General features: G+C 75.0%; 15 protein-coding genes (1 of these 15 cut by a window edge). 3 read left to right on the top strand and 12 right to left on the bottom strand.

Features of this window, described 5'->3' with window-relative positions:
• From ACGFNF_RS25815 to ACGFNF_RS25850, 8 genes are all read right to left on the bottom strand, one after another.
• Positions 1 to 1,793, bottom strand: partial view of a non-ribosomal peptide synthase/polyketide synthase gene (locus tag ACGFNF_RS25815; protein WP_393171249.1) — the 5' portion only. The gene continues 21,589 nt to the left of window position 1, outside the view; the window shows 1,793 of its 23,382 coding nt (coding positions 1–1,793); the start codon lies at positions 1,791 to 1,793; its stop codon lies beyond the left edge, outside the window.
• The gene (locus ACGFNF_RS25820) at positions 1,790 to 6,802 is read right to left on the bottom strand and encodes an amino acid adenylation domain-containing protein (protein WP_357579830.1); all 5,013 of its coding nucleotides are present in this window, start codon (positions 6,800 to 6,802) and stop codon (positions 1,790 to 1,792) included. Before ACGFNF_RS25820 ends, ACGFNF_RS25815 begins: the two co-directional genes overlap by 4 nt.
• A gap of 66 nt (positions 6,803 to 6,868) precedes the next feature.
• Complete coding sequence (locus ACGFNF_RS25825; protein WP_121401347.1) at positions 6,869 to 7,075, bottom strand: MbtH family NRPS accessory protein; 207 nt, start codon at positions 7,073 to 7,075, stop codon at positions 6,869 to 6,871.
• The gene (gene sbnB / locus ACGFNF_RS25830; RefSeq protein ID WP_357579831.1) at positions 7,072 to 8,103 is read right to left on the bottom strand and encodes a 2,3-diaminopropionate biosynthesis protein SbnB; all 1,032 of its coding nucleotides are present in this window, start codon (positions 8,101 to 8,103) and stop codon (positions 7,072 to 7,074) included. Before sbnB ends, ACGFNF_RS25825 begins: the two co-directional genes overlap by 4 nt.
• Positions 8,097 to 9,077: a 2,3-diaminopropionate biosynthesis protein SbnA gene (gene sbnA / locus ACGFNF_RS25835; RefSeq protein ID WP_132240746.1), complete on the bottom strand. Its 981-nt coding sequence runs from the start codon at positions 9,075 to 9,077 to the stop codon at positions 8,097 to 8,099. Before sbnA ends, sbnB begins: the two co-directional genes overlap by 7 nt.
• 97 nt (positions 9,078 to 9,174) lie before the next feature.
• Positions 9,175 to 10,536 (bottom strand): condensation domain-containing protein, encoded by a 1,362-nt coding sequence (locus tag ACGFNF_RS25840; protein ID WP_357579832.1) that lies wholly within the window; start codon positions 10,534 to 10,536, stop codon positions 9,175 to 9,177.
• A complete protein-coding gene (locus ACGFNF_RS25845) occupies positions 10,533 to 10,772 on the bottom strand; it encodes an acyl carrier protein (protein ID WP_132240744.1) in 240 nt (79 codons plus the stop codon). The genes ACGFNF_RS25840 and ACGFNF_RS25845 overlap by 4 nt, the downstream gene beginning before the upstream one ends.
• Before the next feature lie 24 nt (positions 10,773 to 10,796).
• A complete protein-coding gene (locus ACGFNF_RS25850) occupies positions 10,797 to 11,753 on the bottom strand; it encodes a beta-ketoacyl-ACP synthase III (RefSeq protein WP_151456122.1) in 957 nt (318 codons plus the stop codon).
• Between the two features lie 178 nt (positions 11,754 to 11,931).
• On the opposite strand from ACGFNF_RS25850, the gene ACGFNF_RS25855 reads away from it, so the two are divergent.
• A complete protein-coding gene (locus ACGFNF_RS25855; protein WP_357579833.1) occupies positions 11,932 to 12,768 on the top strand; it encodes an SDR family NAD(P)-dependent oxidoreductase in 837 nt (278 codons plus the stop codon).
• Here the strand turns inward: ACGFNF_RS25855 and ACGFNF_RS25860 are convergent.
• The 4 genes from ACGFNF_RS25860 to ACGFNF_RS25875 all read right to left on the bottom strand — a co-directional run bounded on the left by ACGFNF_RS25860 (position 12,740) and on the right by ACGFNF_RS25875 (position 16,329).
• Positions 12,740 to 13,486 (bottom strand): SDR family NAD(P)-dependent oxidoreductase, encoded by a 747-nt coding sequence (locus ACGFNF_RS25860; RefSeq protein ID WP_311410390.1) that lies wholly within the window; start codon positions 13,484 to 13,486, stop codon positions 12,740 to 12,742. The two genes, ACGFNF_RS25855 and ACGFNF_RS25860, sit on opposite strands and share 29 nt — an antisense overlap.
• Positions 13,483 to 13,995 carry a beta-hydroxyacyl-ACP dehydratase gene (locus tag ACGFNF_RS25865; RefSeq protein ID WP_357579834.1) on the bottom strand — a complete coding sequence of 171 codons (513 nt, stop codon included), beginning with the start codon at positions 13,993 to 13,995 and terminating at the stop codon, positions 13,483 to 13,485. The genes ACGFNF_RS25860 and ACGFNF_RS25865 overlap by 4 nt, the downstream gene beginning before the upstream one ends.
• A complete protein-coding gene (locus ACGFNF_RS25870; protein ID WP_393171253.1) occupies positions 13,992 to 14,366 on the bottom strand; it encodes a hypothetical protein in 375 nt (124 codons plus the stop codon). Before ACGFNF_RS25870 ends, ACGFNF_RS25865 begins: the two co-directional genes overlap by 4 nt.
• Positions 14,367 to 14,511: 145 nt before the next feature.
• Complete coding sequence (locus ACGFNF_RS25875; protein ID WP_357579836.1) at positions 14,512 to 16,329, bottom strand: BTAD domain-containing putative transcriptional regulator; 1,818 nt, start codon at positions 16,327 to 16,329, stop codon at positions 14,512 to 14,514.
• A gap of 307 nt (positions 16,330 to 16,636) precedes the next feature.
• Between ACGFNF_RS25875 and ACGFNF_RS25880 the strand changes: the two genes are divergently transcribed.
• Complete coding sequence (locus ACGFNF_RS25880) at positions 16,637 to 19,825, top strand: type 2 lanthipeptide synthetase LanM family protein (RefSeq protein WP_357579837.1); 3,189 nt, start codon at positions 16,637 to 16,639, stop codon at positions 19,823 to 19,825.
• 86 nt (positions 19,826 to 19,911) lie between these two features.
• A complete protein-coding gene (locus ACGFNF_RS25885) occupies positions 19,912 to 20,148 on the top strand; it encodes a hypothetical protein (RefSeq protein ID WP_357579838.1) in 237 nt (78 codons plus the stop codon).
• Positions 20,149 to 20,183 lie beyond the last annotated feature (35 nt).

Consider the following 20,183-nt stretch of genomic DNA (forward strand, 5'->3'; position numbering starts at 1 on the left):
GTCACCACGATCCGCGCGCCGGCGTCGGTCAGCATGAAGTCGAGCCGGTCGGCGGGGACGCCGGGCTCCACCGGCAGGTACGCCGACCCGGACTTCAGCACGCCCAGCAGGGTGGCGACCAGCTCCGCGCGGCGGTCCAGGCAGACCGCGACCAGCCGCTCCGGGCCGGCGCCGAGGGCCCGCAGGTGGTGCGCGAGCCGGTTCGCGGTGGCGTCCAGTTCGGCGTACGTCCAGCGTCGCGCGCCGTCCACGACGGCGGTCGCGGCGGAGTGCGCGGCGGCGGTGGCGGCGAAGACGCCGTGCACCGTCTCAGTCACGGGTGCGGCGGGGCGGGCCGGGGCGGGGGTCGCCGCCGCGAGCTCGGCGTCGTCGAGGATGCGCAGCTCGGAGATCCGGGCGTGCGGGTCGGCCCCGACGTGCTCCAGCAGCCGGCCGAGGTGGTCGGCCATCCGCCGCACGGTGGCGTCGTCAAACAGCGCGGTCGCGTACTCCAGGTGCCCGCGCAGCCGGCCGTCGGCGCCCTCGACGACGTGCAGTTGCAGGTCGACCTTGGCGACCCGGGTGGGCAGCCAGAGCGTCTCGGCGGCGAGGCCCGCCGGCCAGGCGCCGCCGGGAGCGTCGTCGCCCAGGGTGAAGGCGACCTGGTAGAGAGGGGTGCGGGACAGGTCCCGTTCCGGTTCGAACTCGTCGACCAGCAGCGCGAACGGCACGTCGGCGTGGGCGAAGGCGTCGCGCACCGTGGCGCGGGTGCCGCGCAGCAGGTCGGCGAAGGTGGGGTCCCCCGTCCAACTGCCCCGCAGGACGAGGTTGTCGATCCCGTACCCGACCAGGTGGCGCAGCTCGGCGCGGTCGCGCACGGACGTCACGCTGCCCACGGGGATGTCGGTGCGGCCGGTGTAGCGCGACAGCAGCGCCTGGAAGGCGGTGAGCAGGGTGACGAAGAGGGTGGTCTCCGCGCCGCGGGCGATCTCGCGCAGCGCGGCGGAGAGGTCGGCGGAGAGCGCGAACGGAACCGAGGCGCCCCGCCAGTCGCGCACGCGGGGCCGGGGCCGGTCGGCCGGCAGTTCCAGTGGGGCGATGCCGGCGAGGCGGTCGCGCCAGTGCTCCAGGTGCCGCTCCAGCGGCTCGCCGCGCAGCCGGTCGCGCTGCCAGGCCGCGAAGTCGGCGAACTGCACGGCCGGCGGCGCCAGCGGCGAGGACTCGCCCCGGACGTACGCGCCGTACAGCTCGGCCAGGTCGCCGAGGAGCACCGCCGTGGAGGGCGCGTCGCAGGCGATGTGGTGGATCACCAGCACCAGCAGGTGCTCGGCCTCGTCCAGGCGCAGCAGCGTCGCCCGTACCGGCCACTCGGTGGCCAGGTCGAAGCCGGTGGCGGCCAGCTCGGCCGCCGCCTCGGCGACCCGGTCGTCCCGCTCGGCCCCGGCCGTCCCGGAGAGGTCGACCAGCGGCAGCTCCTGCGGGCGGGGCTCGTCGACGACCTGCACCGGCGTCAGGTCGGCCATCGCGTACCGGGTGCGCAGGATCTCGTGGCGGGCGATCAGGGCGTCCCACGCCCGGGCCAGCGCGGCCCGGTCCAGCGGGCCGCGCAGCCGCAGTGCCGAGGAGACCAGGTACTCCGGGCTGGTGGGGTCCAGCCGGTTGAGGAACCACATCTGCTGCTGGCCGAAGGAGAGCGGCAGGTCGCCCGAGCGGTCGACGGTCGGGATCCCGGCGCGCCGGCCGGCGGCCCGGCCCGCCAGCCGGCGTTGGACGAGCGACTCGCGCAGGTTGGGCTGGTTCGCGGTCGAGGTCATGCCTGGTGCTCCTTGGTCTGCCGCAGGTCTTCGGTCAGGTCGGCGTCGGACAGCGCGTCCACCTCGGCCCGGATGAGGTCCTCCACCGCGCCCGCCATCGCCTCGACGGTCGGGTGCTCGAAGACGAGCCGGAGCGACACGTCGAGGTCGAACTCCTCCTGGAGGCCGGCGACCAGCCGGCCCGCCAGCACGGAGTGCCCGCCCATGGCGAAGAAGTTGTGCCGTACGCCGACGGGCACGCCCAGCAGGTCGCTCCAGATCGCGCAGAGGCGTTCCTCGACGACCGTGCGCGGCGCGACGAGGCCGTCCTCGGTGCCGGCGGCGCCGGTCGTCACGGCGTCGGAGAGCAGGCCGAGCAGGGCGGCGCGGTCCACCTTGCCGTTGGCGTTGAGCGGGATCTCGGCCACCGGCACGAGCAGGCTCGGCGTCATGTAGTCGGGCAGCAGCCGGGCGCAGTGCGCGGCCAGGTCGGGCGCCTCGCCCCGGTGGAAGGCGACCAGCCGCTCCTCGTGGACGATGACCGCGCACCGGGTCACCCCGGGGTGTTCCTCGACGACGGCGCGGATCTCGCCGAGTTCGATGCGGTAGCCGCGCACCTTCACCTGGTCGTCGGCCCGGCCGACGAAGTCCATCACCCCGTCCGGGCGCATCCGGACCAGGTCCCCGCTGCGGTACAGCCGGCTGCCCGGCGGCCCGTACGGGTCGGGCACGAACTTCTCCGCGGTCAGGTCCGGCCGGCCGGCGTACCCGGTGGCCAGGCACTCCCCGCCGATGTACAGCTCGCCGACGACCCCCACCGGCAGCAGCCGCAGCGCGTCGTCGAGCACCCGGACGGTGGTGTTCGCCATCGCCCGGCCGATCGGCACGATGTCGGTGGTCTGCGGCGTCTCGACCGGGTGGGCCGTCATGATGACGGTGGTCTCGGTCGGCCCGTAGCTGTTGGTGAGGCCGCCCGGCCCGAGCCGGTCCAGCCACCGGTTGGCGATCTCCTTGCGCAGCGCCGCGCCGGCCGTCCAGACCAGACCGGAGAGCTGACCCGCCTGCTCGTCGTCGAGCTGCTCCGTGAGCAGTTCCAGGTGCGGCGGGGTCATGATGAACCGGTCGAACGGGCCGGCCTTGACGAGCAGGCCACCCAGCTCGGCGATGTCGAGGGCGGCGGGCAGCAGGGTCACCGACTGACCCGAGACCAGCGGGCTGAACAGGTTGGGGATGGAGAGGTCGAAGGCGATGGTGGTGAACAGCGGCGCGCCGTCGCCCCGTCCCCCGCGCGCCCCCCGGTCGCCCAGGGCCTCGGTCTCGACGGCGCAGGCGAGGAAGTTGGACACCGCCCGGTGCGGCAGCGCCACGCCCTTGGGGCGGCCGGTCGAGCCGGAGGTGAACAGCACGTAGGCCGTCTCCTCCGGGTCGGTGTCCCGGTCCGGCCGGTGGGTGGGGCCGGCGCAGACCATCAGCCGGTGGGTGTCCACGTGCAGGGTCGGCACGGTGAACCTGGGCGCGTACGCCGCCTGGGTCACGCCCAGCTCCACGCCGGCGGTGGCGAGCATGTGCCCGATCCGCCCGGCGGGGTACGACGGGTCGAGCGGCAGCACGGCCGCGCCCGCCTTCCAGGCGCCGAGGATCGCCGCGACCAGGTCGACGCCCCGGTCCAGCAGCACGGCCACCACCGCGCCCCGGGCGACCCCGGAGCGCCGCAGGTGGTGGGCGAACTGGTTGGCCCGGTCGTCCAAGGCCGCGTAGGTGGTGGTGAGGTCGCCGTGCCGCAGCGCCACCGCGTCCGGCGTCCGGTGTCGCTGGGCCTCGAAGAGGTCGCAGACGGTCGCGGCGGAGCGGGGCACGGTGGGCCCGTGCACCTCGTGCAGGAGCAGGTGGCGCTCGCCCGGTGAGAGCAGGTCGAGGTCGTCGAGCGGGGTCCCCGGCTCGGCCACCGCCGCGGCGAGCAGCCGGACGAAGTGCTCGGCCATCCGCCGCACGGTCGGCTCGTCGAACAGGGCGGTGGCGTACTCCAGGCTGCCGGCCAGGGTGCCGTCGGGGCGGGGCCAGACGTGCATCGTGAGGTCGGTCTTGGCGATCCGGGCCGCCCGGCGCAGCGCGTCCAGCAGTGCCTCGTCGTCGGTCGACTGGCCGGTGATGCCGCCCTCCTGGGCGTTGAGCATCACCTGGTAGAGCGGGGTGCGGGAGAGGTCGCGGACGTCGACGAGGTCGTCGACCACCCGCTCGAAGGGCAGGTCCTGGTGGGCGAGGGCGGCCAGGGTACGGGACCGCACGGCCCGCAGGGCCGCCTCGAACGGGGCGGCCGGGTCCAGGGTGCAGCGCACCACCACGGGGTTGAGGAAGACCCCGGCGATCTGTTCCGCCTCGGCGGGGCGGCGACCGGAGGTGGGCGCGCCGACGGCGACGTCCCACTGCCCGCTGTAGCGGGCCAGCAGCGTGGCGAAGCCCGCCAGCATGGTCATGAACGGGGTCGCCGAGCAGCGCCGGCCCAGCGCGGTCAGCTTCTCCGCGAGCTCCGCCGGCACCTCGAACTCGACGTGCGCCCCGCGCGGGTCGCGCTCGGCCGGCCGGGGTCGGTCCAGCGGGAGGGTCAGCTCGGGCACCCCCGCCAGGTGTTCGCGCCAGAAGCCGAGTTCCCGCTCGACCCGGTCGTCGGTGAGGTACCGGCGCTGCCAGGCCGCGTAGTCGGCGTAGTGCACCGCCAGCTCCGGCAGGTCGGGCTCCCGGCCGGCGGCGCCGGCCGCGCAGAGTTCCCGCAGGTCGCGCTCCAGGACCCCGGCGGTGGTCGCGTCGGAGGCGATGTGGTGCAGCGCCACCAGCAGCAGGTGGTCCGCCCCGGCCGAGGTGACCAGGGTGGCCCGCCACAGCGGCCCGGTGCGCAGGTCGAAGCCCTGGCCGAGCTGCGCGTCGACGAGGTCGACGAGCGGGGCCCCGGTCGCGTCGCGGATCGTGAGGTCGACGGGGCCGGGCGGGTCGATGCGCTGGTGCGGCTCGCCGTCGCGGGTCAGGTAGCGGGTGCGCAGCGCCTCGTGCCGGGCCTCGAGCGCGCTCAGCGCCGCCCGTACGGTGTCGGGGGTCAGCGAGCCGGGCAGGCGCAGGTAGAGCGGCACCACCCACTCGGGGCTGCCCGGGTGCAGCTGGTCCAGCAGCCACAGCCGCCGCTGGGCCGGGGAGAGCGGCAGCGCGCCGGTGCGGGGCACCGGGACCACCGCCGGCGTCGCGGGGTCGCCGTCGGTCAGCAGGGCGGCCTGCGCCTCGACCGTGCTCGCGGCGAGCAGCTCCCTCAGCTCGATGCGCACGCCGGACTCGGCGGCGAGGCGGCTGGCGAGGCGGACTGTCACCAGCGACGACCCGCCGAGCTGGAAGAGGTCGTCGTGCACCCCCACCCGGTCGACGTCGAGCAGCTCCTGCCAGAGCCGGGCGACCAGACGCTCGGCGTCGCTGCGCGGGGCCAGGTAGGCCGTGCGGTCGGTGCTCTCGACGGGCGGCAGCGCGGCCCGGTCGACCTTCCCGCCGGTGGTCAGCGGGAACTCCGCCACCGGGACGAACACGGCCGGCACCAGGGCGTCGGGCAGCCGGTCGGTCAGGAAGGCCCGCAGCTCCGTGCTGCTCAGGGGGCGTCGGCTGGCGACGTACGCGGCCAGCCGGGGGCTGCCGCCGGGCTCGGCGAAGCCGACGACGACCGCCCGCCGGACGTCGGGGTGGGCGGCCAGCGCGGCCTCCACCTCGCCCGGCTCGATGCGTACCCCATTGATCTTGAGCTGGTCGTCGGCGCGGCCGACGAACTCCAGGCTCCGGTCCGAGCGCCACCGGACCTGGTCGCCGGTGCGGTAGAGCCGCGCGCCGGGCGGCCCGTACTCGTCCGGCACGAACCGCTCCGCGGTCAGGTCGGGCCGGTGGAGGTACCCGCGGCCGAGCCCGGCCCCGCCCACGTAGAGGTCGCCGACCACGCCGATCGGCACCGGCCGCCGGTTGGCGTCCAGCACCTGGAGGCGGAGGTTGTCCAGCGGCCGGCCGATCGGCACCGGCCCGGTGCGCTGGGCGAGGTCGACCTGCTGGGCGGTCACGTCGATGGCGCACTCGGTCGGGCCGTAGGTGTTCCAGACCCGCGTCCCGGGCGCCACCGCCAACCGCTGGCACAGCTCGGCGTGCAGCGGCTCGCCGGCCGAGAAGACCAGGCGCAGCGAGGTGCACCTCGGCCAGTCCGGCTCCTCCGTCACCAGTTGCAGCACCGACGGCACGCCCTGGAGCACGGTCGCCTGGGACCGGACGACCGCCGCCACCAGGGCCGCCGGGTCGCGTTCGGCGCCGTCCGGCGCGAGCGCCACCGTGGCTCCGCAGATCAGCGGGGCGAAGAACTCCCAGCCGGCCGCGTCGAAGCTCACCGCGGTCTTCTGCAACACCCGGTCCGCCGGCGACAGGCCGTGCTGCCGGACCGTCCAGGCCACCCGGTTGCCGATGGCCCCGTGGGTGACGACCACGCCCTTGGGCCGGCCGGTCGACCCGGAGGTGTAGATGACGTACGCCGCGTTGTCGGGGTCGATGCGGACCGGCGGCGCGGTGTCCGGTCCGGCCGCGATCCGCGCCCGGTCGGCGTCCAGGCAGACCACGTGCGACGGCCCGGCCAGGGCGTCGTCGCGCAGGTCGCTCTGGGTGAGCACGACGTCCACCCCGGTGTCGGCGACGATCCACCGTCGCCGGTCCACCGGGTGCGCCGGGTCCAGCGGCAGGTACGCGCCGCCGGCCCGCCACACCCCGAGCAGGGCGACCACCAGGTCGACCCCCCGGCGCAGGTACACGCCGACCGTCGACTCCGGACCGACGCCCAGCCCGACCAGGTGCCGGGCGAGCTGGTTGGCGCGCCGGTCGAGTTCGGCGTAGCCGACCCGTACGTCGCCGGCGAGCACCGCGGTCGCGTCGGGCGTCGCCGCGGCCTGGCGGGCGATCAGGTCCGGCAGGACGACGGGACCGACCGTGCCCGCTCCGGCGGCCGGCAGGGTGGACAGAGGGGTGCTCATCGGGGTGCTCCTCCGGGGTGGGGGGTCGATCGCGGACGGCCGGGGGTCACGCCTGCCGGGGGTCCGTCAGACGGACGCGCCGTCCATGCGCAGGCGCAGGCTCTTCGGCCGCATGTCGGTCCAGAGCTCGTTGATCCGGCTGAGGCACTCGTCGCGGGTGCCCTCGGTGCCCTCGGCCCGCCAGCCGGCCGGCAGCGCCCGGTCGCTCCACCAGATCGAGTACTGCTCCTCGTCGTTGAGCACCACCAGGTAGCTGCGGTCGTCGTCGCTCATGTTCTCTCCCTCGTGGGTCGCGCGGTCGCCACGGCGGCGGCCGGTACGGGTGTGAAGTCGTCGATCCGCACGCCGAGGCCCCGCTCGGCCGCCGTGCGGCGGACGTGTTCGGCCAGGGCGATGTCCAGCACGCCCAGCCCGAACGGCGAGACCACCACCGGCCCGTCGCCCGGGGGCAGCGCCGCACCGCCGGCGAGCCGGCCGATGGTGGTGTGGATGAAGTCCCGGCCGCCGGTGAGCTGCTCGGTGAGGTGCAGCGAGGTGCGCTCGCGGCACACGTGGTCGGGGTCGTCGACGACGTTGCGGGCCGACAGGATCGCCTCGGGGTGCAGGTCGCGCAGCGACAGGTGCAGCACCACGCTCCCCGGCTGGCAGGCGGTCAGCTCCAGGTGCGGTTCGCTGGCGGTGGTGGCGATCGAGACCAGCCGGTGGGCGGCCAGGGCCTGCTCGGCGCTCGCCGCCACGCTGATCGTCGTGGCCGGCAGCAGGGACGCCGCGCGGGCGGCGAACGCCTCGGCCCGGCGGGGGTCGGTGTCGTGCAGCACCAGCGAGGCCGGCGGGGTCAGGGCCACCGTCAGGAAGCGCAGCACCTGCTCGTTGATCAGCCCGCAGCCGATCAGCGCCAGGGCGTCCGGGCGGCGCTCGGCGGTCAACAGCTGCGCGGCGAGGGCCGCGCCGGCCGCGGTGCGCCGGGCGGAGATGACCGATCCCTCGATCACCGCCTCGGGCTGGCCGGTCTCCAGCGAGTTCAGCACGATGGCGGCGCTGGCGCGGTCCAGGCCGCGCTCGATGTTCGCCGGGAACGAGGAGATCCACTTCATGCCGGCGGCCGGCGGATCGGCGCCCAGGTACGCGGGCAGGCCGATGATGCGGTTGCGGGCGTTGTCGGGGAAGCGCAGGAAGACCGAGTGCGGCACGCTGGTGCGGCTCTGCTCGTGCAGGAGGTACGCCTGCCGGACGAGGTCGATGACCCGGGCCTCGTCGCCGTCGAGCACGTCCCGGACCACGGCATGGCCGATGATCAGCATTTTTCGCCCTTCCACAGGTGGCTGACCTCGCCGAACTGTTCGGTCACCCAGCGATCGGAGTAGATGGTGTCGAGGTAGCGGTCGCCGTTGTCCGGGAAGATCAGGACGCTGGTGCTCCCGGCGGGCAGGTCCGCCATGCGGCGCCGCAGCGCGGCCACCGTCGCCCCGGAGGAACCGCCGGCGAGGATGGCCTCCCGGACCGCCAGCAACCGGCAGCCGACCACGCAGTCGAGGTCGGAGACGTGCAGCACCTCGTCCGGCCGGGCGTTGGCGGCCAGCGGCGGCACCACCGAGGCGCCGTGCCCGGGGATCAGCCGGGGCGCGGGCGGGTGGCCGAAGATCGCGCTGCCGACGGCGTCGACGGCGACGATCCGGGTGCGGTGGCCGTTCTCGCGCAGGTAGTCGGCGCAGCCGACCAGGGTGCCGCAGGTGCCGGTGGAGCAGAACAGGTAGTCGACCCGGCCGTCCAGTTCGGTCATGATCTCGGCCATGGTCTGCCGCTGGGCGCGGGCGTTGAGCGGGTTGGTGTACTGGTCCGGGCGGTAGGCGCCGGGGACGGTCTCCACCAGCTCGCGCACGCGGCGGCGCCGGACCGCGAGATACTCGCCGGTCACCGGGTCGGGGTGCTCGATCATGTCGATCTCGGCCTGGTACGCGGCCAGCACCGCCAGGTTCTGCCGGGTGGTCTTCGGGTCCACCACGCAGATGAACCGGATCCCGAAGTACGCGCAGATCTGGGCCAGGCCGATGGCGAGGTTGCCGGAGCTGGACTCCACCACCACGGACCGTCCCGGCACCAGTTCGCCGGATTCGATCTTTCCGCGCAGCATGTTCAGCGCGGCCCGGTCCTTGATGCTCCCGCCCGGATTGAACTGTTCGAGTTTCGCGTACGCCCGGGCGGGAAATTCGGGAAACAACCGGTCCAGGCGCACCAGGGGCGTGTTGCCGACCGTGGAGAGAATTCCCTGATCCATTTCAACCCCCTCTCCGGGCTGACGGAAGGTCGCCCGCAACCGCCGTGCGGGCGCTGTGCGGCACCCGTCGACGACGGGCGCCGGATGACCGGGGTGCTCAGCTCATGCCGAGTTCGAGCAGCATCCGCTCGTCGACGTCGCCGGCCAGGCGGGCGTCGGCCACCGTCGCGGCCGGGTCGGCGCAGGCCGCGCCGAGCAGGGCCAGATACTGGTCGAAGAGCCGCTCGACGGTGGCGCGGTCGAGCAGGTCCCGGTCGTAGTTGAACTCGGTACGCAGGGCCAGGTCGGGCAGCTGGTGCACCGTCACGGCGAGGTCGAACTGCCCCTCGTCGTACGGCACCACCAGCTGGCGGACCCGGTGCCCGACGAATCCGTTGCTGGTGTCGGACAGGGTGTCGCCGTGCTGCCGGGTGAGCAGCGTGATGGTGACCCGCACCAGCGGGTCCCGGTCCCGGCGGGCCGCCTGGACCAGGGGGAACGGGTAGGCGGCGCGTGCCACGCCCTCCGAGAGCTGGCGTCCCGCGGCGGCGATCGCCGTCGCGAAGGTGGTGCCCGGGGTGAACGACGACCGCAGCACGACCGGGTTCACCAGCATCCCGACGACCTCCCGCAGCGCCCTCCCCCGGCGCAGCGAGACCGGGCAGCCGATGGTGAACTCGCCCTGCCCCGTGCACCGGTGCAGCAGCGCCTCGAAGACGCCGAGCAGGACCGTGAACGGGGTCACCGCCAGGGTGGCGGCCGTGGCGCGTACCTGCCGGGCGACGTCGTCCGGCAGCATCCGGGCCACGGACGCGCCCCGGTACGAGCGGGTGGCGGAGCGGGGCCGGTCGGTGGGCAGGGTGGCGGCGGTGGCGCCGGCGCAGGTGCGGGCCCAGTGCTCGGCCAGCTCGGCGCGCCGGGGCCCGGCCAGCATGGCCTGCTCGCGGGCGACGAACTCGTCGTAGCTGGGCCGCGTCGGCCAGTCCACCGGGTCCCCGACCCGACCCGCCCGGTACGCGTCGCCGAGGTCCCGCCAGATCAGGTACTGGGAGAGCCCGTCGGTGGCGATGTGGTGGATGACCAGCACCAACGCGCAGTCCGTGCCCCGCCGCAGCAGCACCGCCCGCAGGGGGCCGTCCTGTTCGAGCCGGAGCGGCTGCTCGCCGACGGCGTGGATGAGCGCACGCAGGGTCTCGTCGTCCACGTCGCCGACGTCGCGGATCTCGATCGTGCCCGAGCCGACCGGGTCGACCAGCCGCACCGGTCCTGCTCCGGTCTCGGCGAACCGGGACCGGAGCAGGTCGTGCCGAGCCTGGACGGCGACGAGGGCGGCCCGCAGCACGTCGGTGTCGAGGACCGGCTCGGCGAGCACGGCCGTCACCACGTTGCTGGTCGAGCTCTCGGGCGCGAGTCGGTACAGCGCCCACTGCGCGGCCTGACCGACGGACAGCTCCCGGGCGTCCCCGTCGCCGGCGTTCACTTGGCGCCGAGCACGAAGTCGGTGAGGTCCCGGACGCGGACGAAGTTGCCGACCTCCTCGTCCGGCACCTCGATGTCGAAGTGCATCTCGGCGGCGCCGAGCAGGTCGACCAGCTTGAGCGAGTCGAGGCCCAGGTCCACGAAGGTGTCGTCGGCGGAGATCGGCCGGTCCGGCTCCTCGGTCATCAGCTTGCGGGTCAGCTGCTCGACGTCGGCGGCCACCTGGTCAACGGTCATGTCAGTGTCCTTTCGGGAGGGTGTTCAGGGCATCCGGACGATCTGGCCGGCGTAGGCGAGGCCGGCGCCGAAGCCGAGCAGCAGCGCCTTGTCGCCGGGCTTGGTACGGCCGCTCTCGTGCAGCCGGCTCAGCGCGAGCGGCACCGAGGCCGCCGAGGTGTTCCCCGTGTCGATCACGTCGCGGGCGACCTTCTCCTCGGGGATCTCCAGGATCTCGGCGAGCTGCTCGATGATCCGCAGGTTCGCCTGGTGCGGCACGAACCAGTCGATCTCCGACAGGTCGATCCCGGCGCGGGCGCAGGCCTCCCGGGCGACCGGGGGGATGTTCTTGGTGGACCACCGGTAGACCAGCGGCCCGTTCATCGAGGCGTACTCCTTGCCGTCCTTGGCCCACTTCGTGCCGAGGATCGGGGCCCGCCGGCCGTCGCTGCCCCACACCACCGGGCCGATGCCCTCGGTCCCGGAGCGGGAGATCACCGCCGCGCCCGCGCCGTCGCCGAAGATGACGTACGTCGCCGGGTCCTCGGGGTCGATGAACTCGGTGAGGTGCTCGGCGCCGACGACCAGCACGTTGCGCGCCTCGCCGAGCCGGACCGCGTTCGACGCGACCGACACCGAGTAGGCGAAGCCCGCGCAGGCGGCGTTCAGGTCGAAGGCGCCGGTGGCGGGGATGCCGATCCGGTGGGCGACCTCCGGCGCGCCGCCCGGGATCCGGTCCCGCTTGGTGGCGGTGGCCAGGATGAGCAGGTCGACCTCGGAGGGGTCGACGTTCGCCATCGCCAGCGCCTTCGCGCCGGCCTCGGCCGACATCACCGGCACGGTCTCCCCGGGACCGGCGGCGTGCCGGGTCTTGATACCCGTGCGCTCCTCGATCCACTCCGTGGTCACGTCCGTACGCAGTGCGATGTCCGGGTTGGTGACCACGCGGGTGGGCCGATAGGCGCCGAGCCCGGTGATCGCCGAACCGAAGATGCTCGACATCGTTCTCCCTTCGTCAACCCGGCCGGCAGCCGTGTCGAGGACTGCCGGGAGAAGGCTCGGGCAGCCGCCTCATAGCTTCTCTACATATCGACGCGGCATAGGAATGCCATAGCCGGCGGCGGAAGTCTGCGCCGGGCACGGACCGCCGAGGCCCGAAGGCCGATCGAGAAGGTCCAGGATGAGAGACTTCACTGACAGGGTGGCGGTGGTCACCGGCGCCGGCTCGGGCATCGGCCGCGCGCTCGCCGTCGAGCTGGCCGCCCGGGGCGCCCGGCTCGCCGTCTCCGACGTGGACGACGAGGGGCTACGGGAGACCGTACGGCGCTGCGCGGGCCGCGACGGCCAGGTGCGCGGATACCAGCTGGACGTGTCGGACCGGGCCGCGGTGCTGGCGCACGCCGAGCGGGTCGAGGGCGACTTCGGCCGCGCCGACCTGGTCGTCAACAACGCCGGGGTGACCCTGCTCGCCTCGGTCTCCGACGGGGCCTGGGAAGACCTCGAATGGGTCATGAACGTCGACTTCTGGGGAGTCGTGCACGGCACCCGGGCGTTCCTGCCGCTGCTGACGGCGTCGCGGGGCCACCTGGTCAACGTCTCCAGCGTGCTGGGGCTGGCCGGTGCGCCGATGCAGAGCGGGTACAACGCCGCCAAGTTCGCCGTCCGGGGCTTCACGGAGGCGGTGGCGCAGGAACTGCGGGCCGACGGGGTGCCGGTCGGGGTGAGCTGCGTACATCCCGGCCGGATCAGGACGAACATCATGCGCAACGCCCGCAACGACGGGTTGCGGGACTACCAGGCGGTCCGGGAGCACTTCGAGCGTTCGGTGGACGTCACGGCGGAGCAGGCCGCCCGCGCCATCCTGCGCGGGGTGGCCCGCAACCGGGCCCGGATCCTGGTCGGGGCGGACGCCTACCGCACCGAGATCCTGACCCGGCTGCTCGGACCGTGGTACCCGAGGCCGGCCGCCGGCCGTGGCCGGCGGCCGGTCACATCGACAGGCCGCCGTCCACGGTGACCACCTGACCGGTCAGGTAGGACGCCCGGGAGGAGAGCAGGAACGCCACCACGTCGGCGATCTCCTCGCTGCGCCCGAGCCGGCCCAGGGCCACCCGGTCCCGGGCGATCGCGCCCAGCTCGTCGGAGAGGGCGGCGATCATGTCCGTGTCGACGTAGCCGGGCGCCACCACGTTCGCCCGGATGTCGTACCGGCCGACCTCCTTGGCCAGCGCCTTGGTGAAGCCGATGATCCCGGCCTTGGAGGCGGAGTAGTTCGTCTGCATCGCGTTGCCGGCCACCCCGGACACCGAGGAGACCGTGACGATCGACCCCCTGCGCCGGCGCATCATCCGGCGGACCACCGCACGGCAGACGTGGTAGGTGCCGTCGAGGTTCACCTCCATCACGGAGCGCCAGTCGGCGTCGGCCATCAGGGCCAGCGGCCGGTCCCGGATGATCCCCGCGACGGTGACCACCGCCTCGGGGTCGCCCAGCTCCCGCTCGGTGGTCGACACGAAGTTCCGCACCGCGGCGGGGTCGGCGACGTCGACCGCCAGCGCCAGCACGCGCCCGCCGTCGCGGGCCGCCTCCGCGACGACCTCGTCGGCGGCGTCCTTGCTGGACTGGTAGCACATGGCCACGTCGTAGCCGTCGCGGACCAGCCGCAGCACCACCGCCCGGCCGATCCCCCGGGAGCCGCCGGTGACCAGGGCGACGGGCCGCCCACCGGCGCTCACCGCGCCGCCCCGGACACCACCGGAGCCGGCCCGGCCGGCTGCGCGGGGGCCGCCGGGTGGGGCTCCCGGGTCGCCGCGTCGAGGGACGCGCGCAGGGACTCCACCGACCGCATCGCACCGACCAGGCGGCCCACCCGCAGCACCACGGTGGACCCGACGACGCTCTCGCCGGTGACGAAGGCGGTGTCGGCGACCAGCCGGGTCATGGTGACGTGGTGCTCCACCGTCTCCCCCGGCAGCACCGGCCGGCCGAACCGGATGCGCTCGAAGACCCCGGCCACCGGCACGCCGTCGGTCAGCACGTCCGGCATCGGCCGGTCGTGCCGGATGAGCACGAGCGCCGCCTGCCCCCAGGACTCCAGCAGCAGCGACATCGGCAGCGGCCGGTCACCGGTGACGGTCAGCGAGCCCACCAGCCGCCGCCGGGGCACCAGCTCGGTGACCCGGTCGACCAGCAGCATCGGCGGCCGGTGCGGGATGATCCGCCTGATCTCCTCGATCCCCATCATGGTGCGCACTCCTCGCTCGCGTAGCGCAGCAGCACCTCGGCGACCGGCAATGCGGCGGCGGCGACCTCGCCCCGCCACAGGTCGCCGCTGCGGCGGATGGTCACGACGAGTTCGTCGTCGCCCCGGAAGGGCAGCAGGAACCGGCAGCTGACGATCTCGGCCAGCGCCAGCTCGGGGGCCGCGGCGCGGACCGCCCGGTGCACGAACTCGAAGATGTGGACCCCGGGCAGCAACGGAAATCCCGGGTAGTGGCCGGCGAATACCGGATCGCCGAGGTCGGGGCGGATCCTGGCCACGATCGTGTCGGGTGCGACGTGCTCCACGTCGATGGGAACGGCCGTCGCGCAGTCGGCCGATGTCAGGGCGTTCACCAGGCCACCATGGGCTCGGCGGCTATATCTTCTCTACTGTCCCGGCCCGCCGCGCGCCCGGCGGCGCTGGTCACGGCGGGCAGGGGCGAGCGCCGGCCGCGCCCGGACCCCGGGCGCGGCCGAGAAGGTCGGTCCCGGCGTCGGGTCAGTTCCCCACCGCGCTCAGCGCCCCGGCGCCCGCCACCAGCACCCGGTCGGCCTGGTCGGCCTTCTCCCGGGCGAAGACGCGCACGAGGTCGTGGAAGCGGAACCGCTGCCGCCGACCGCCGTCGGACTCGACGATCTCCAGCAGCCGGGCGTCGACCAGGTTCTCCCCCACCTCCTCGCCGGCGTGCCGGGACACGCCCAGCACCTCCGCGGTGCACCAGCTGGGGAAGGCCGGCGTGCGCAGCAGCGCCAGCCGGCGCAGGGCGAGCTGGCCCTGGTCGGCCAGCTGGTGGTAGCTGCTGTCCAGCCGTTCCCGGACGTCCATCGAGCCCAGCCGGAGCTCGTCCAGCCGGTACCGCTCGTCGGCGAGCCGGTCCGCCAGGTACCCGAGCGACCAGTGCGGGCGGGCCAGCAGCCGGGATCCGGCGACCCGGACGCCGAGCGAGAGCCGACCGCACAGCTCGACGATCCGGCCGGCCGCGTCGGCCTCCTCGGCGACCCGCTGCGCCCCGATGATCCGGCCGAGCAGCGCGAGCGCCTGCTGCCGGTCGAGGGTGCCGACCTCGATCGACGTGGCGCCGGCCAGCTCGGGCATGCGGAGCCGGCTGGTGACGATGACCTGACAGCCGGGGTCGCCGGGCAGCAGCGGGCTCACCTGCGCGTAGCCCGCGGTGCCGTCGAGCATGACCAGCAGCCGCCGGCCGGCGAGCTGGCTGCGGTAGAGCCGGACCCGCTCGTCGAGCCCCTTCGGGATCGCCGACTCGGCGTGGCCGAGGCTGCGCAGGAACCAGCCGAGCACGTCGTACGGCTCGACGGGGTTGCCGCTCGCGCGGCCGAGGTCGGCGTAGAGCTGGCCGTCGGGGAAGGCGGTCCGGGTGAGGTGGGCCGCGTGCAGGGCGAGCGTGCTCTTGCCGACGCCGGCCATCCCGGTGACCACGGCGACCGGCGGGCAGGCCCTCGGCTCGGCGGTCAGCACCCGGAGCAGCCCGGTGAGCTCCTCCTCCCGGCCGGCGAAGTCACCGACGCCGGGCGGGAGCATCGCGGGCCGCACGCCGTGCCAGCTCGGCTCCACGACGACCGCCGGGGCCGGCGGGCCGGCGAGGATCGACCGGTACGCCTCGGTGAGCAGCGGCCCCGGGTCGACGCCCAGTTCGTCGGCGAGCACCCGGCGGCCCTCGTGGTAGGCGGCCAGCGCGTCGGCCTGCCGGTCGCAGTGCAGCAGGGCGGTCATCAGGTGGCCCCGCAGCCCCTCGTGCAGCGGGTGCTCGGCGACGAGCTGGGTGATCTCAGGGACCAGCCGGACGTGGCGTCCCAGCCGCAGGTCGGCCTCGATCCGGCTCTCCAGGACCGCCATCCGCAGCTCCGCCATCCGGTGCGACTCGGCCGTCACGAGGTGTTCGGTCACATTGGACAACGCGGGGCCGCGCCACAGCGACATGGCGGCGTGCAGCCGTTCGGCGGCCTCGGCGTACCGCCCGGCGCGCAACGCCTCCCTACCGGCCTCGGCCAGGCGCTCGAACTCGTCGAGGTCGAGCCGGGCGGCGCCGGTCCGGATCTGGTAGCCCGACCACTGCCGGACGATGTCCACCTCGGCGCCGAGGTACTTGCGCAGCCGCGAGACGTAGTTGTAGAGCTGGGCGGCGAAGGTGGCCGGCGGGCGCTCCCCCCAGAGCAGCTCGCACAGCCGGGTGTCCGGCACGGTACGCCCAGCGGCGAGCAGCAACGCCGCGAGCACGGTGCGCTGCTTCGCACCGTCCAGCGCCACCTCCGAGTCACCCTTCCAGGCCCCCACCGGCCCGAGTACCCGAAACTCCATCCTGGCTCCGTTCATCGCGCCGCCCCGGGTAGAACAGTCGCCCGAAGACTCATCGGCGCCGGCAGCGTCCACATGCGTGGGCGGCACTCAATTTCCCGCCCACGTCACGCTGACCGTTCAATTGATCACCGATCGTGACTAGGATGGGGCGGGTCGCACGTGGAGCGAGGAGCCGCCGCCGGCCCGGCCGGTCGCGCCGGCCGCGGACCTGGGCGGGCCCACGCGCACCGGCGTGGCCAGCAACGGGGCAGGAATGTGAGTAGTTTCCACTCATGAACTCCGCGCCCCGCTCTGGCACCGTGCAACGGTGACCTCGACTCCCCTGGCCGGCGCCACCGATCACGCCTGCTCCGGCGTACGGCTGGCCCCGCACTGGTGGGCCTCGGGGCTCGCGCTGCACGAACGCGCGCCGGGCGCCCCCGGCCGACGCACCGCCGACGCACCGCGAGACGCGGACGCCACGGACACCGCCGGCACCACGCGCGGCGCAGCCGGCACGGCTAGCCGCGGTCCCGACGGCATGGGCGGCACAGGCAGCGCCGACGGCGCGGACGGCGCCGGCCGGCGGCTGGCCCGGTGGCGGGACGGGCACGGGCCGGGCCTCGGGGCGCGGCTCGCCGAGGTCGGCCTCGACGAGGCGGGGCTGCGCGACCTGCTGGCCGAGGACCGGGCCGCGCTCGCCGCCAGGACGACCCGCCCGGCGTGGGCGGAGACCGTCGAGGCGGCCCTGGCCGCCCCAGCCGAGCCGCGGCGGCCGGCCGAGGAGGCGGACTGGCGGATCGCCCTCACGGCGCCCCTGCGACCGTTCGTGGCAGTCGCCGCCGACCGGTTCCTCGACGGGGCCCGTCGGATCGCGACGGAGAAGACGGTCGACCTGGCCACCCTGGCCGACCAGTTCGCCACCGCACTGGGTCGCCGCCTGCTCGCCGTCGCGGCCCGCACGCTGGTCTCGGAGCTGCACCGGCGCGGGGCGGCCGGCCGGCTCGCCGGCGCCGACGGCCGGGCCCGCTTCGCCGACTTCGTGGCCCAGCTCTGCGACCCCGCCGGGCTGGCCGAGCTGGTCGACCGCTATCCCGTGCTGGCCCGCCTGCTGGCGCAGGCCGGCACGGCGGCCGCCCGGTCCGGGCTCGAACTCCTGACCCGGTTCGTCGCCGACCGCGACGACCTGGTGGGCACCCTGCTCGGCGGCGCCGACCCCGGCCCGCTGGTCGCGGTCGGCAGCAACCTGGGCGACGCCCACACCGGTGGCCGCACGACAACCGTGCTGCGCTTCGCGGACGGCCGACGCGTCGTCTACAAGCCGCGCGACCTGGCCTCCCAGGTCCGCTTCACCGGGTTCGTCGACTGGCTGGAGCAGCGGGCGCCGGGGCTGGGGCTGCGCGGGGTCGCCGCCCTGACCCGACCGGGCTACGGCTGGTCGGAGTACGTCGACGCGACGGCGCTGCGCCACCCGGGGCAGGCGGACGGGTTCTACCGCCGGCAGGGCGCCCTGGTCGCGCTGCTGCACGCCCTGCACGCCACGGACATGCACTACGAGAACCTGATCGCCGCCGGCGACACACCGGTCGTGGTGGACACCGAGACGCTCTTCCACCCCGCGCTGGGCGAGCCGGTGGGCACCGGCGACCCGGCTGCGGACCTGCTGACCGCCTCGGTGCACCGGACCGGCCTGATACCGGTGATCGTCGTGGGCGACCAGGGGGCGATGGACCTGTCCGGCGTCGGCGGCGACCGGGGCGGGACCGCGCCCGTCAGCGCGCTCGACTGGGCCGACCCGGGCACCGACCGGATGCGGCTGACCCGGCGGGCCGTCGACTTCGCCGGCGGCCGCAACCGCCCCCGCGTCGGCGACGCCCTGGTCGATCCCGGCGCCCACGAGCCGGCGCTGCGGGCGGGGTTCCGGCAGGCGTACGAGACGATCCGGGCGCACCGCAGGGAGTTCACCGAACTCGTCGCGGCGTGCGCCGACGTCCCGGTACGGCTGGTCGCCCGGCCCACGTCGGCGTACCACACCCTGCTCACCGAGACCACCCACCCGGACGTGCTCGGCGACGCGCTGGAGCGGGACCGCGCGTTCGGCGTCCTCTGGTCCAGCGTGGCCGGGCACCCCTTCCTCGCCCAGTTCCCGCGGCACGAGGTCGCCGCGCTGTGGGCGGGCGACATCCCGCTGTTCGAGGGCACTCCGGGCAGCCGGACCGCCCGGGTCGCCGGGGGCGGCGAGCCGCTGCCCGTGCCGCTGGCCCGCTGCGGGCTCGACGCCGCGCTGGGCAAGATCGCCGCGCTGGGCGAGGCCGACCGGCGGCACCAGGAGTGGATCGTCGCGGCGACGCTGGCGACCCGGCGCCCGGTCGACGGCCGGCACGCCGGGGCGCCGACGTCCCGGCCGGTCGCGGACGTCGCCGCGTCGCCGGAGCGCCTGCTCGCTGCGGCGTGCGCGCTGGCCGACGAGATCCAGACCCGGAGCGTGACCGGCGCGGACCGGGTGAACTGGCTCGGCCTGGAGCTGGTCGACGACCGGCAGTGGCTCGTCCTGCCGATGGGGGCCGGCCTGGCGAACGGGCACCTCGGGGTCGCCCTCTTCCTCGGCCAGCTCGCCTCGGTGACCGGCACCGCCCGCTACGCCGAGCTGGCCCACCGGGCCGTCGCCGGGGTGCCGGGGCTGTTCCAGCTGCTCGACGCGCGCCCGGACCTGGTCGCCGCGATCGGCCCCGGCGGCCTGTACGGCCTCGGCGGCATCGCGTACGGGCTCGCCCGGCTGTCCACCCTGCTCGCCGACCCCGGGCTCGCCGGGCAGGCCCGCGCGGCGGTCGACCTGGCCGCCGCCGCCAGCACGGGCTCGGCGGCCGTGGCCTGGGCCGACGGCGGCGCGGGCTGTCTCGCCGCCATGGACGCGGTGCACGCCGAGCTGGGCCACGCGCCGGCGGCGTCACTCGCCCGGGGTTGGGCCGACCGGCTCGTGGACGCGATCGAGCGGGACGAGCTGCCGACGGGGGTGGGCTTCGCCGACGGGGTGGCCGGCATCGGCTGGGCGCTGGGCCGCCACGCCCGCACCGGTGGCGCCCGGTACGCGCGGGCGGGCCGGCGCGCGCTGCGCCGGGCCGGCACCCCCGGCGGCGACGGGGCGGCGGGGTACGGCTGGTGTCGCGGCGCCGCCGGCCTGACGCTCGCCCACCACGCCCTCGCCCCCGACGAGGCGGTACGCCTGCCCACCGACCGTCCGCTGCTCGACGACCTCAGCCTCTGCCACGGCGAGCTGGGCGTCGCCGAGGCGACGGCTGTCCTCGACGGTGGCGCGGCCCTGCGACGTGCCGGCCGGATCCTCGACGCCGTCGACCGGTACGGGGCGTCCTGCGGGACCCCGGGCAACGTGCCCACCCCCGGTCTGCTCACCGGCCTCGCCGGCATCGGGTACGGGCTGCTCCGGCTCTCCGGGGCCGGGCCGGTGCCGTCGGTGCTGCTGCTGGAACCGACCCCTGAACCGCGAACCTCGGGTTGAGGACCGCCGGGCGACCGACGACGATCTCCAGAGGAGCCGCCAGCTCCGGTAACGACCCACGAAGTCACCAACAGGAGGAATGACAGTTGTCCGAGAACCAGCTCTCCCCGTGCCGTGTCGACGAGACCGACTCCGCGGCGCCCGTCGACGACCCGGCCGGGGCGATGTGGCTGCAGCCCGTCGTGACCTTCGGGATCCGCGCGGCGGCCCTCGCCAGCCTGGTCGTGCCCGTGGGCATGGTGATCGGCGGTCTCGTCGGTGACGCCGGCGCGGCGGCGGACGCCGCGCCGCTGACGACCTGCTGCCCCGAGAAGCCGATGTGATGACGGCAAGGTAGCCGTTCGGGGGACCGGCGTCG

It is taken from the genome of Micromonospora sp. NPDC048868, from assembly GCF_043198195.1.
Lineage (GTDB): Bacteria > Actinomycetota > Actinomycetes > Mycobacteriales > Micromonosporaceae > Micromonospora > Micromonospora reichwaldensis.